This is a genomic window from Aquabacterium sp., assembly GCF_036273115.1.
Lineage (GTDB): Bacteria > Pseudomonadota > Gammaproteobacteria > Burkholderiales > Burkholderiaceae_C > Aquabacterium.
Genome location: NZ_DASUIN010000029.1, coordinates 37,827 through 52,629 on the forward strand (window position 1 = coordinate 37,827; position 14,803 = coordinate 52,629).

Consider the following 14,803-nt stretch of genomic DNA (forward strand, 5'->3'; position numbering starts at 1 on the left):
CGTCGTTCTTCCTGAACGCCGAAACCCGCAAGCGAAAGCCTGCGGGTTTTTTTATGCGTTTTAGAATTCCGAGCTCCAACCTGTCCTCCCCTGGTATCTCAAAAGGATCTACTCATGACTCGTGAAGTCGTCTTCGTGGGCGCAGCCCGTACCGCCATTGGCTCTTTCGGTGGCTCGCTCAAGGATGTTCCTCCCGCCGATCTGGGCGCCCTGGTCATCAAGACCGCGCTGGAGCGTGCCGGCGTACAACCCAAGGACGTCGGCCACGTGGTCATGGGTCACGTGATCCCTTCCGTGCCGCAAGATGCTTACATCAGCCGCGTGGCCTCGCTGAATGCTGGCGTGCCTCAGGAAGCTCCCGCTTTCAACGTGAACCGTCTGTGCGGTTCGGGTCTGCAGGCCATCGTGTCGGCAGCCCAGTCGATCCTGTTGGGCGACTGCGACGTGGCCGTGGGCGCTGGCGCTGAGTCGATGAGCCGTGGCGCCTACCTGGTCACCTCCAACCGCTGGGGCGCTCGCATGGGCGACGTGAAGATGCTGGACTACATGCTGGGTGCCCTGCACGATCCCCGCATGCACATCCACATGGGCATCACCGCTGAAAACGTGGCTGCTCGCTACGACATCACCCGCGAACAACAAGACGCCTACGCTGCCGAATCACAGGCTCGCGCTGCCAAGGCCATCGCCGCGGGCATCTTCAAGGACCAGATCGTCCCCGTGGAAATCAAGACCCGCAAAGGCGTCGTGCTGTTCGACACCGATGAAGGCGTGAAGGCTGACACCAGCGTCGACACCCTGGCTAAGATGAAGCCAGCCTTCAAGAAGGAAGAAGGCACCGTGACCGCCGGCAACGCCTCCACCCTGAACGACGGCGCCGCCGCTGTGGTGATGGCATCGGCCGAAAAAGCCAAGGCACTGGGCCTGAAGCCCCTGGCCCGTCTGGTGGCTTACGGCCATGCCGGCGTGGAGCCCGAGTACATGGGCATCGGCCCCGTGCCTGCCTCGAAGGCCGCTCTGGCCAAGGCCGGCCTGACGGTGGCCGACCTGGACGTGATCGAGTCCAACGAAGCTTTCGCAGCTCAGGCTTGCGCCGTGTCCAAGGAAATGGGCTTCCCTGCTGACAAGACCAACCCCAACGGTTCCGGCATCTCCCTGGGTCACCCCGTGGGTGCCACCGGCGCCATCCTGGTCACCAAGGCCATTTACGAACTGCAACGCATCAATGGCCGTTACGCCCTGATCACGATGTGCATCGGCGGCGGCCAAGGGATTGCGCTGATCATCGAGCGCGTGTAAGCGGTTTCATTTATCGCGCCACTGAAAGCCCGACTCAGTCGGGCTTTTTTATTTTCAGATCAGACCCGGTTCAATATGACGAATTTCAAATTTTGAATATTCCGAGGGGGAAATGAATCAGGTTTTCGGACTGGCAGATTGAAGGCCTCCGAATACCCCACCCCCAAGAATTAGGGAGCAGGCAGTCTGCCTTGAGCCACAGAAAAATGTGCACTCTACACAGCTCGGGAAAAAGTGAAGAAATCACCCCCCTGTTTCAGGTTCCGCATATCGAAAGCCCACGCTGCAAGCGTTAGTATTTGAAACAAACACGAAACAAACTGCCTGTTGAGCCCGGGAGAACGGTCCGCACTATTCCTGCGCATCGTTGCCCTCTTGCAGCCAAACCTTCACGCAGGTCCAGATGCCTACTGCCGCAACGTCCAGCGTTTTACCCGCCCACACTCTGCGTGATTGGCTGCATCTGGCTGCCCGCCAGTCGCCACAACACCCTGCGTTGGTCTGGGCCGAGGGGGCACTGAATTACGCCGATTTGCAGCAAACGGTGCTGGATCTGGCTGCGCAATTACGGCAAAAAGGCCTGCAACCCGGCGACCGCATCGCGATTGCCGCCACCCGCTCGCCTGAAACCATCATCCGAATCCTCGCCGCGGTGGAGGCCGAACTGGCCTACGTCCCACTGGACCAGGGCTATCCGGCCGAGCGCATCCAGTCCATGCTCGAACAGGCTCAGGTCCGCCTGACGTTGGGTTCCCCGCAAACAAGCGACGCCCTGGCGGCACGCAGCGAGCTGTTTGCCAGTGAACCCGACCTGGCCTACGTGTTGTTCACATCAGGCTCTACCGGCGCCCCCAAGGGGGTGGCCATGGGGCAGGCTCCCTTGCGGAACCTGATCAACTGGCACGCGAGCCACCCACGCCTGGGCCAGCGGTGCACGACCTTGTTGTTCGCACCGCTGTCATTCGACGTGCACTTTCAGGAAATTTTCTCCACCGTGGCCTGCCAAGGCACGATGGTGCTGATCCCCGAAGCGCACCGCCGCGACCCGAATCTGCTGCACCAGGCTTTGGTTCACCACCAGGTGACACGCCTGTATCTGCCCTACGTGGCACTGCAGATGCTGGCTGAAGCAGACCGGGAACAGCCTGGTCAGCTGGTTTTGCAAGACGTCGTCAGCGCGGGCGAGCAACTGCAGATCACCCCCGCGATTCGCGAGCTGTTTCAACGGCTCGACTGCGCGGTCTTGCACAACCACTACGGCCCGACCGAAAGCCATGTGGTCACGGCCTTCGAGTTGCCGATCGATCCGGCCCAATGGCCCGCCATCCCGCCCATCGGCTCGGCGCTGCCCCACGTTCAGATTGCCTTGCGCGACCCGGAAACTGGCGCCGTAACGGAACAAGCTGAAGGTGAATTGCTGCTGGGCGGCGAAACCCTGGCCCACGGCTACCTGGGACAAGCCAGCCTCACGCAAGAGCGCTTTCTGGCTTCAGTGCCGGGTCTGACAGGCCGCTGGTACAGCACCGGCGATCTGGTTCGCCGTGACCCGCAAGGGGTATTGACCTATCTGGGGCGTGCAGACCAACAACTCAAAGTGGACGGCTTCCGCATTGAGCCCGGCGAAATCGAAGTCGCGCTGATGGAGCATCCGCAGGTTCAGGATGCGGTGGTCAGCGCACCCGTGCTGCCCGGCCTGGGCCGCCAGTTGATGTGCCACCTCGTGCTGCGCCACAGCCCTGCGCAACCAACCGATGCCAGTTCAACACTGAGTCCCGAGTTGCGCGGTCAGTTACAACAGCACTTGCGCGCTCGCTTGCCCGAATACATGGTGCCGGTGCAGTACATGGTGCTGCCACGTTTGCCCACCACGCCCAGCGGCAAGATTGACCGTCGCAATCTGCCGTTGCCTGTGGCTCGCGCCGAAGTGACCGGCCAAACACTCACACCACTGCAAGCCATTCGACAAACCTGGCAGGAGCTACTGGGCCTGAGCGACATCGACGAGCAGGCAAATGTGTTTGATCTGGGGGCCAAGTCTTTGCTCGTGCTGCGCTTCGTGGCCCGACTCAAGGAGCTGGGCCATAAAGTGAGTGTGGCGCAAGTCTACGATCGGCCCACGGTGCAGGGCTTGACCCAACTGCTGACCGAAACCCACGCGAGCAGCCACACGCGGCGCTTCCAGGCCGACCACCCCGTCGAAGGCATTGCCATCGTGGGCATGGCGGTACGCACAGCGGGTGCCAAAACCTTGGACGCGTTCTGGGACAACCTGCTGGCAAATCGTGAAGGCATTCGCCACTTTGCGCCGCATGAACTCGACCCCAGCGTGCCGCAAGAGATGCGCAGCCGTCCGAACTTCGTGGCTGCGCGTGGCGTGCTGGAAGACGCTGATCGCTTCGACGCCACCTTCTTCGGCATCTCGGCGCGCGAGGCCACCGTACTCGATCCGCAGCAGCGACTGTTCCTCGAACTGTGCTGGACGGCATTGGAGCACGCCAGCATCGATCCATCACAAAGCCACGATCGCTTCGGGGTGTATGCGGGGGTGGCGAACAACACCTACACGCCAGCCATGCGGCAGGAGAACCCGGAACTCGTCAAGCAGTTGGGCGAGTTTGGCGTCATGCTGGGTAGCGAGAAAGACTATGTCGCCACCCGTGTGGCGAATCGCCTGAACCTCAAAGGCCCCGCGCTCAGCATCCACACCGCCTGCTCTACCTCGCTGGTGGCTGTCACCCAGGCCTGGCATGGCCTGGCCAGCGGCCAGTGCGATGTCGCGCTGGCGGGCGGCATGACCGTGGTCGTGCCACAAGAAGCCGGCTATCTGCATGTAGAAGGCGGCATGGAGTCCGCCGATGGGCATTGCCGCCCCTTCGACGCCCAAGCCTCCGGCACCCTGTTTGCCAGCGGCGGCGGCGTGGTGGTGCTCAAGCGCTTGGCCGATGCACAGGCCGATGGCGACATCATCTACGGCGTCATCAAGGGCGTGGGCATCAACAACGATGGTGGCGACAAGGCCAGTTTCACCGCCCCCAGTGTGACGGGTCAGGCGCAGGCCATTCGCATGGCACTGGACCACGCCGGGGTGAGCGCCCGCAGCATTGGCTATGTCGAAGCGCACGGCACGGGCACGGCCTTGGGTGACCCGATTGAGGTCGCAGCGCTGAGCCAGGCCTGGTCGCAAGACACCACCGACAAGCAATTCAGCCGCATTGGGTCGGTCAAGGGCCATTTGGGTCACCTGGTCGCGGGTGCGGGTGTCATTGGTCTGATCAAGACCACACTGGCCCTGCACAAGCAAGTCATTCCAGGCACGCTGCACTTCGAGCGCCCCAACCCCAACATCGACTTTGGCGACACGCCGTTCACGGTGGTAGGGCAGGCTACGCCGTGGCCACGAGAACAAACCCCTCGGCGGGCTGGTGTGAGTTCCTTTGGTGTCGGCGGCACGAATGCCCACGTGATCGTGGAAGAGGCGCCTGAGCCAGCCCACTCGACCCGCGCGGTGTCTTTGCCAGCATCGCGGACCATTGAAGCCGCCCCCCCCACGCCGATTGTGTGGCCCTTGTCGGCCCGCACCGAGGCGGCTTTGTCACAACGCATGGTGGACCTCGCTGACTTCGTGGAACGTCAGCCTGACCTCGACCCTCATGCGGTACTGGCCACCTTGACCCGTGGCCGTCAGGCCATGCGCTATCGGCATGTGGTGGTGGCAGCCTCCAAGCAAGAGGCCTGTGCCCTGATGAAGGCCCGGCCCGCTGGACGGCAGGCGCTGAACCAGGCACGGGTCGTGTACCTGTTCCCCGGCCAAGGCTCACAGCACCCAGGCATGGCGCGCAGCCTGTACGAACAACTGCCTGCTTTCCGTGAAGCCCTGGACCGCTGCCTTGACATCGCGGCGCCTCTGCTGACACCGACTGAACAAGGCCCTGCGAACTTGCTGGCCTGGCTGACTCACGCTGACCCGAAAGACCCCGACGTGGGCGCCCTGCTGGCGCAGACTCGCTACGCGCAACCAGCCTTGTTCAGCGTGTCCTACGCCTTGGCTGCCTGGCTCGACAGCCTGGGTGTTCGCCCGGCCGCCATGATCGGCCACAGCATTGGCGAATACGCGGCGGCATGCTGGGCGGGCGTGATGAGCCTGGAAGCAGCCCTCACGGCAGTCATTGCTCGGGGCCAGGCGATGTTCGAGCAACGCCCTGGGGCCATGTTGGCCGTGCGCGCCACAGCCGATACCGTGGCCGCCCGTCTGCCCGCCGGGGTCGAAATTGCCGCAGACAACGCCCCCGGCCTGACCGTGGTGGCCGGTGACTTTGATGCCATCGACGCGCTGACACGAGAACTCGAGGCACAAGACATCGGCACCACGCGCCTGAAGGTGTCACATGCCTTCCACAGCGCCAGCATGGAGCCCGCCTTGCCGCGCGTGGCCTCGGCTTTGCAGGCTGCCGCCCTGAAGGCGCCTGAGGTGCCGATGTATTCCTGCGTGACAGGCGCGCGCTTGCAAGCGCAGCAGGCCACGGATCCCCAATACTGGGCGCAGCAGGTGCGGGCAACCGTGCAGTTCCGCCGTGCGGTTGAAGCCGAATTGCAGCAAGCCGACACGGTGTTCATTGAAGTGGGCTCGGCCCAGGCTTTGACAGCCTTGTTACGTCAGTACAAAACGCCTCAAGGCAAACCCGCCACCGTGGTCCCGCTGTCTGGCCCGGTCGGGCAGGCCGCAGATCCCGCCCTGACCGCCCTGCAAGGCTTTGGCCTGCTTTGGTCGCTGGGCGTGGACGTAGCCTGGCCCGTCAGCGCCTCCTCGCCCCGAATCAGCTTGCCCACTTATCCCTTCATGGGTGAGCGCCACTGGTTCCAACGCAAAACACCCGCAGCGGCTGCGCTTGCCAGCGAAGCCCCTGCCCCTCTTCAGACTCAGACCGCCAAGATCATGAGCCGCCTCCCCCGCCTTCAAGAAGAAGTCACCCGCATCATCTGTGATGTGTCGGGCCTCACCCCGGACGCCATCAGCGGTGACGCAACCTTTGTCGACATGGGGTTGGACTCCCTGTCGATGACACAGGCCACTTTGGAATTCGAGCGGGTGTTCGGTCTGAAGATGCGCTTCCGTCGTCTGACAGAAGACCTCGACACCCTGGGCAAGCTCGTGGCGCACCTCGACCACGAACTGCCGGCCGACAAGTTCGCGCCGCCGCCCGCACCCGAGCCGCAAGCGGCAGGAATGGGCGCGCCCGCGCTGGCGGTGGGCATGCCCGTGATGGCAGCTCCCGCCATGATGCCCATGGCACCCGTCGCCGGAGGCTCCGCGGTACACCAACTCATTCAGCAGCAGATGCAGCTGATGCAGCAACAATTGGCGCTGCTGTCGGGTCAGCCGATGGCGCCCGCCGTGACGGCTGCGGTCACAACCGCCCTGCCTTTGGCCTCTGCCAACGTGCCCCCCACGGCCACAGCACCGGCCCCCTCGACTGAGCAGACCGACGCCCAACCTGGCATCAAAGCCCTGGTTGAAAAGCCCTTTGGCGCGTCGGCTCGCATCGTGCTGGAAAAGAACCAGCACTTCACTGCCGCCCAGCAAGCCTGGGTCGATGACTTCATTCGCCGCTACAACCAGCGCACCGGCCAGTCCAAGTCCTTCAGCCAGGCCAACCGCAAGGTGATGTCGGACCCACGCGTGGTCACCGGCTTCAACCCCTTGTGGAAAGACCTGGTCTACCCGATCGTAGCCAACCGATCCAAAGGCGCTTACATCTGGGACCTCGACGGCAACCAGTACATTGACCTGTTGTCGTGCTTCGGTGCCAATCTGCTGGGTTATCAGCCCGACTACATCGTCAAGGCCATGCACGAGCAGATCGAAGCCGGCATGGAAATCGGCCCGCAGCACCCGCTGACCGCCGAGGTCGCCAAGCTGATGTCCGAGATGACGGGCATGGAACGCGTGGCCTTCTGCAACACCGGTTCCGAAGCCGTGATGGGCGCCATGCGGATTGCGCGCACCGTGACGGGTCGCAAGAAGATTGCCATCTTCAACAACTCGTACCACGGCATCTTTGACGAGGTGATCGTGCGTGGCACCAAGCAGCTGCGCTCGCTGTCGGCTGCCCCAGGGATCCTGGCCAACGCGGTGGAGAACATCATCGTGCTGGATTGGGCGAGCGACGACTCGTTGAAGTACCTGCGTGAGCACGGCCACGAACTGGCCGCGATCATGACCGAGCCTATCCAGAACAAATACCCCACTATCCAACCTCGCGAGTTTGTTCGCGGTCTGCGCGAGATTGCAGACGCCAGCGGTTGCGCCTTGATCTTCGACGAGGTGGTCACCGGCTTCCGTGTGGCACGCGGTGGCGCCCAAGAGTTCTATGGCGTTCGGTCAGACATTTCCACCTATGGCAAGGTCATCGGTGGCGGCTTGCCCTTTGCCGCCATTGCGGGCAACAGCCATTGGCTTGACGCCTTGGATGGCGGCCATTGGCAATATGGCGACGACTCTTACCCCGAAGCAGGCGTCACCTACTTCGCGGGCACCTTCGTGCGCCACCCCTTGGCACTGGCCTCTGCGAAGGCGGCCCTGCAATATATCCACGACGGTGGTCCAGCCTTCTACCAAACCCTCAACGATCGCACCCAGCGCATGATCGATCGGCTGAATGCCGCTTTTGCCGAGCGCCGTGCGCCCGTCAAGGCGGTGCATTGCGCCACCCTGTGGCGACTGGCCTGGGATGAGAACCAGCGTGACATCAGCCTGTTCTACTACCTGGCCCGCTTCAAAGGCCTGCACCTGTACGAGCAGTTCGGTCACTTCGTGACCGATGCGATGGACGACACCATCACGAACCGCATTGCCGATGTCTTCATCGAATGCCTGGATGAGCTGATGGCTTTGGGCTTCATCACCCCTCGCGATGGCAGCACGCCACCCGGTGGTGGCCTGCCCGCACCGCAGGCACAAACCCCGTCGATCGCATCGAGTGGTGCACCCACCGGCCTGACTCAGGCCCCTTTGACGGCTGGCCAGACCGAGCGCTGGTTGGCAGCAGCATTCGACGACGGCGCTCGACTTGCACTGAACGAGTCTTTCTGCGTGAGCCTGTCGGGCAACGTCAATGTGCCGGCACTCATGCAGGCCATGCAAGACGTGCTGGGTCGCCACGAAGCGTTCCGCGTGTCATTCGATCTGGATGAACCCCGACAGATCCTGAACCCGCCCGCCCCCATCGCGGTGGCCGAGATCGATCTGCGCGGCCAGCCCAACGCCGATGCGGCGCTCGACACCTTCTGCAGCGAAGCCAGCTTGCGCAGCTTCCCGCTGGACCACGCTCCTCTGGCTGCGGCCAGCCTGCTCCACCTGTCCGACGGGCGCAAGGTGGTCCACTTGGTGGCCAGCCACCTGATCTTTGACGGTTGGGCGTCAAGCGTGTTCAACGCCGAACTCGCCGTGGCTTACCAGGCACGCGTGGCGGGCAAGGTACCCGAGTTCAAATCGGCCGAGTCGCCTTTGACCTTTGGTCTGCAGGAGCAAGCCCGGATGGCCAGTGCCGACGGGAAGGAATCGCTGCAGTTCTGGCAATCGGTACTGAAGAACCCACCGGCCCTGCTGTCACTCGGTGACCGCATGCCACCCCAACCCCGACGCTACGCAGCCGACACCATCCGCGCCCGCATCACCCAGGTAGGCGCACTGCGTGACAGCGCCCGCCAGCGTGGTGCCACGCTTTTCCAATGGCTGCTGACCGCCGTGAGCGCCGTGCTCCACAAGGCCAGCCAGCAAGACGAATTCGTGGTCAGCATTCCCTACGCGGGTCAAAGCCTGCAGCGTCATGGCCCGTTGATGGCAGACGGCGTGCTCGACCTGCCCCTGCGATTGAGCTGCCAGGATCAGGACACCGGCGTGTCCTTGCTGGCACGTGTGCGCCATCATTTGATGGATGCGCTGGAACACCCCCTGGCCACACAAGGCACGGTCGCCAGAGCTTTGGGCTTGCCCAGTTCTGGCGACCGCGCCCCTTTCACCGGGGTGTTCTTCAACCTGAACCCCAAGGTCGACCTGTCTGGCTTCGCGCCGCTGGGTGCGGCCATGCACGAGGGCCGCAAGCGCGGCACCCTCAACGAACTGTTCTTCAATTTCTATGAAGAAGCCAATGGCCTGACCTTCGACCTGCACTACAGCACCGAGTTCTTCAGCCCACAGCGAGCCCAGAGCCTGGTCGATGCCCTGCTCGCCACCTGCGAACAATGGAGTCAGAACCTGGAGCAAGCGGTGGGGCAGTTGTGCGCCGCCCCCGCTTCGGCGGCCGCCTCACCGCTGACAGAGCTGGAGCCAGCCCTGCTGCGCTGGAACCAGACCGACGCCCCCTTCGATCCACATGCCCGCGTCGAGCAATGGATCGAACGCCAGGCTCAGACCTCCCCGGACTCGGTTGCCGTTCAAGCCCGAGGCATGCAGCTGAGCTACCGTGAACTCAGCCACCGCGTTCACCAGTTTGCCAACCTGCTGATCGCGCGCGGCGTGGGTGAAGGAGACCGCATTGGCGTGTGCCTGAGCCGCGGCCCCGACATGATCCCGGCCTTGATGGGCATTTTGCGAACCGGCGCCGCGTATGTGCCGCTGGATCCGGGCTTCCCGAAAGACCGACTGCACTATATGGCCGAAGACGCCGGTGTGAAATGGGTCATCACCGAGGCGGCCCATGCTGAACGCGCGGGTGTGCCGCGCACCCAGCAGATTCGGGTGGACGATGACGCGGCCTTGATTCAGCAGGCCGCCACCAGCGAACCGCAACCGCTGCGTGCCTACAGCCCCGACGCCACTGCCTACGTCATCTACACATCGGGCTCCACTGGCAAACCCAAAGGGGTCGTGCTGCCCCAGGCTGCGGTGTGCAACTTCCTGGCCAGCATGAAGCGCCAGCCCGGCATCACTGCGCACGACCGCCTGCTGGCCGTGACCACCTTGTCGTTTGACATTGCCGTGCTGGAACTGATGCTGCCACTGATCAGCGGCGCGCGGGTGGTGCTGGCCCAGCGTGAAGACGCCATGGACGGCGAAGCCTTGTCGAAGATGATCGCCCATGACGGCATCACCTTCATGCAGGCAACGCCCACCACCTGGCACCTGCTGTTGGAAGCCGGCTGGCGAGCCCCACAAGGCTTCAAAGCGCTGTGTGGTGGAGAGCCTTTGCCCCCATCCCTGGCCGAGCAGTTGCTGGCGCAGGGGGTGGAACTGTGGAACATGTATGGCCCTACGGAAACCACCGTATGGTCCACGCTCTCACGCATCGTCGATGCGAAGCAAAAAATCACCATTGGACTGCCGATCGACAACACCCAGGTCTGGATCCTGGACGAGCAGATGCGACCCTGCCCCATCGGGGGAGAAGGCGAAATCTGCATCGGCGGCAAGGGTGTGGCCACCGGCTATTTCAAACGCCCCGAGCTGACCGCCGACCGTTTCGTCCCCGACCCCTTCAGTACCGAACCGGGCGCCCGCCTGTACCGCACGGGCGACCTGGGTCGCTGGCGCGCCGAGGGCACCCTGGAACATCTGGGCCGACTGGACTTCCAGGTCAAGATTCGCGGCTACCGCATCGAGTTGGGCGAGATCGAAGCCAGGTTGGCCGCACAAGCTGGCGTGGCCAGAAGCGTGGTGGTCGCCCGCGAGGCCAGCCCAGGCGATATGCAGTTGGTGGGCTACGTGACGCCGCAGCCCGGTGCGGCCGTGGACACCGCCGCCTTGCGCCAGGCGCTGCGGGCCGATCTGCCCGACTACATGGTGCCCCAGCACATCTTGCTGCTGGCCAGCATGCCGCTGCTGCCCAACGGCAAGATTGACCGCAAGTCGCTGCCCGCGCCGGCAGCTGTGGCGCACGCGGTGCCTGCTTCATCGGGCCTGGTCCCTGACACTTCGGCAACTGCTTCAACTCCGGTGCCCCCGCCCGCCGATCCCAACCTGCAACGCGCCATCGCCCATGTGATGGCGGAGGTGTTGGGGGTTGCGCAAATGGGCGCCAACGACCATTTCTTCGAACTGGGTGGGCATTCGCTTCTGGCTGCCAAGTTGGCCAGCCGCTTGATCGAGGTGGTGGGGTTCCGCCCTGCCCTGCGCGCCATTTTCGAAGCCCCCACACCCGCTGCCCTGGCCCAGGCTCTGGGGCACAAACCCGCGTCCGATGCGCAACCCAGCACGGCGGTGATCCCCGTTCGGGCCGATCAGTCGCATGCGCCCCTGTCTCAAATGCAGTTGCGACTGTGGTTCCTGGAAACCTTGTCGCCCGGCACCGTGGCGCACAACACACCATCAGGCCATTTGCTGCATGGACCCTTGGATGTCGCGGCCTTCGAGCGTGCCATGCAATTGCTCATCGAGCGACAAAGCGTGCTGCGCACCGTCATTGAGCGCACCCCCGAGGGCGCTCGCCAGCGCGTCTTGCCTAGCCTGGCCTTCCAGTTGCCGTTCACCGATCTGAGCGACCGACCCGCGCCCGTCCAACAAGCCGAACTGCAAACCGCGGTTAAAAAATTGGTGGAGACACCCTACGCCCTTGAGCGTGGGCCCTTGTTCAGCGCCCATCTGTGGCGCCTGTCTCCCACCGAGCACGCATTCTTCTTCCAGACCCATCACCTCATCTGGGATGGCTGGTCATTCGACATCTTCTACCAGGACATCTCCGAGCTGTACGAGGCCTGTCGTACCGGGCGCGCGCCGCAGTTGCCAGCCATTTCTGTCAGCTACGGCGACTTTGCCGCGTGGCACCAGGAATGGCTCAGCGGCCCCGAACTGGCCCGCCAGACCGACTACTGGCGCAACAAGCTCAGCCCCTTGCCGGACCCGATCGAGTTGCCCCTGGATCGCCCTCGCCCTGCCGTCATGTCGGGTCGAGGTGATTGCATCCAGTTCAATCTGGGCAGCCAGGTCACCCGTGCGCTCCGTGCCCAAGCCCAACGCGGCGGCCGTACCCTGTACGTGACCCTGCTGTCTGCCTTCACTCTGGCGCTGCATCAGATCAGTCAGCAACGTGACTTCGTGGTGGGCACCCCGGTGCGCGGTCGCGAACAGCCGGGGCTGGAGCCCTTGATGGGCTTCTTCGTGAACATGCTGCCCATGCGCATGCAGATCGATCCCGAACAGCGCATGGGTGCCTGGCTCGATCAGGTTCACCACATGGTGGTCGAATCGTTCTCCTACCCTGAGGTGCCATTCGAGCATCTGGTCAGAGAGCTGAAAGTCCCCCGAGACAGCAGTTACTCACCGATCTACCAGGTCTCGTTCTCGTATCAGGATGCACGCGATCGCCAGACTCACTGGGGCAATGTCGAGCATGACCGCATGGCAACGCCCATTCTCGGGTCGGCACAAGACATTGGCCTGTGGTGCGTGGAAACGGCCGACGAGATCGAGTTCGTTTTCACCTACAACACCGACGTGCTCGATGGCAGCACCATCAAACGCCTGGGTCAGCGCATCGAGGCCTTGCTGCATCAACTGGAGATCGAGCCTGACGCGCCGCTGCACCGCTACGCCTTGCTGCCAGACAGCGAGCGTCAGCTCATCAGCGGCTGGAACCAGACCGCGCAGACCTTTGATCGCCACGCCTGCACACACCAGTTGATCGAAGCGCAAGTTCAACGCAGCCCTGATGCGCCCGCTGTGTTGCATCCAGGCTGGGGGCAATTGAGCTACCGCGATCTCGATGGCCGCGCCAACCGCCTGGCCCGCGTTTTGCGCCAGCGTGGCATTGGGCGTGGCTGCCTGGTGGGCCTGTGCGTCGAACGCGGGGTCGACATGCTGACGGCGCAGTTGGCGGTACTGAAGTCGGGGGCCGCTTATGTGCCGCTTGACCCGTCTTATCCAACCGAGCGTCTGGTGTACATGAGCACCGACGCCGAACTGTCCCTGCTGATCTCCGAGCAAAGCCTGCTGGATGTGATGCCCTGGCCACGCGACCGCCAATTGCTGCTCGACACCGATGCGGCAGAAATCGCGGCGCAAAGCGACGCCCCCCTGGCCAGCCACAGCGAGCACGATGCCCGTCCCGAAGACACTGCTTACGTGATCTACACCTCGGGCTCGACCGGCCAACCCAAGGGGGTGATGGTGCCGCACCGTGCCGTGGTCAACTTCCTGACGAGCATGGCACGCGAGCCAGGTCTGACAGCCCAAGACCGCCTGCTGGCGGTGACCACGCTGAGTTTCGACATCGCCGTGCTGGAGCTGCTGCTGCCCCTGAGCGTAGGGGCCAAGGTGGTGCTGGCCACCCGCGACCAGGCACTGGACGGCCGCGCCATTCAGGCCTTGATCGACAGTGCGGACATCACCGTCATGCAAGCCACTCCAGCTACCTGGCACATGCTGATCGAAGCGGGCTGGTCCGGTCAGCGTGGCTTCAAGGCCCTGGTGGGTGGTGAAAGCCTGACACCGGGACTGGCTCGCCAACTGCTGTCGCGCTGCAGCGAGTTGTGGAACATGTACGGCCCCACCGAAACGACGGTGTGGTCCACCTGCGCCCGCATCGACAGTGCAGAGGCCCTCATCACCATTGGCCGTCCGATTGCGAACACACAGATTCAGGTACTCGATGCGCACGGCCAACCCTGCCCGATTGGCGTGCCCGGCGAGATCTACATCGGCGGCGATGGCGTCACCCAAGGCTATCTGAAGCGCCCCGAACTCACGGCCGAACGATTCCTGGCTGACCCCTTCCGCAACGAACCCGGCGCTCGTCTGTACCGCACGGGTGACCGCGGTCGCTGGCGCCCGGACGGCACCATCGAACACCTGGGGCGTCTGGACTTCCAAGTCAAGGTGCGGGGCCATCGCATCGAGTTGGGCGAAATCGAAACCGCGCTGGCACATTGCCCCGGCGTGGCACGCAACGTGGTAATCGTGCGCGAAGACCGCCCGGGCGACGCTCGCCTGGTTGCCTACATCGTGCCCACCGACACCATGCCCAGTGCTCAAGCCCTGCGCGAACACCTGCGCGCCAGCTTGCCGGACTACATGGTGCCGCAGCATTTCGAAGCCCTCGATGCCATTCCGCTGCTGCCCAATGGCAAAGTCAACCGCCACGCCTTGCCTCAACCTCAGGCGGCGCATGCCGCCCCTGCCGGCCTTGCGGCGCAAGCCCCTCAGTCTGAAGAGGAAAAGGTCATTGCCGAGGTGTGGAGCCAGTTGCTGGGCGTGGATCAGATCAACACCGCCGACAATTTCTTCGACCTGGGCGGCCATTCCTTGCTCGCCATGCGGGCCATCGCAGAAATCAACCAGCGGCTGAACATGACGCTCACCGTTCGCCAGTTGATCTTCTCGTCCTTGGCTCAATTGGCAGGCTCGCCGAGAACGGCCAGCGCAGCGCCCCAACAGGCCGAGACTTCATCACCTGCTCCCACCACGGAATCGGGCTGGCTGCGCAAATTGGTGGGCAAGTTGTTGCCTTGATGTGTCCATGATCCCTTTTCGATTCGGCAGCCCCGAGGCCTCGCTTTTCGCCGTTTACCACCC

2 protein-coding genes are annotated in these 14,803 nt (G+C 63.6%); both read left to right on the top strand.

Features of this window, described 5'->3' with window-relative positions:
• Positions 1-114: 114 nt before the first annotated feature.
• On the top strand, positions 115-1,299 hold the full coding sequence (locus tag VFW72_RS13185; protein WP_329674764.1) for an acetyl-CoA C-acyltransferase family protein: 1,185 nt from the start codon (positions 115-117) through the stop codon (positions 1,297-1,299).
• A 403-nt stretch (positions 1,300-1,702) separates the two neighbouring features.
• Positions 1,703-14,740, top strand: coding sequence for a non-ribosomal peptide synthetase/type I polyketide synthase (locus VFW72_RS13190; RefSeq protein ID WP_329674765.1), 13,038 nt, complete (start codon positions 1,703-1,705; stop codon positions 14,738-14,740).
• Positions 14,741-14,803 lie beyond the last annotated feature (63 nt).

Coding starts and splice junctions, on each gene's coding strand:
- VFW72_RS13190 (WP_329674765.1), top strand. CDS start 1,703: ATGCCTACTGCCGCAACGTCCAGCGTTTTACCCGCCCACACTCTGCGT.
- VFW72_RS13185 (WP_329674764.1), top strand. CDS start 115: ATGACTCGTGAAGTCGTCTTCGTGGGCGCAGCCCGTACCGCCATTGGC.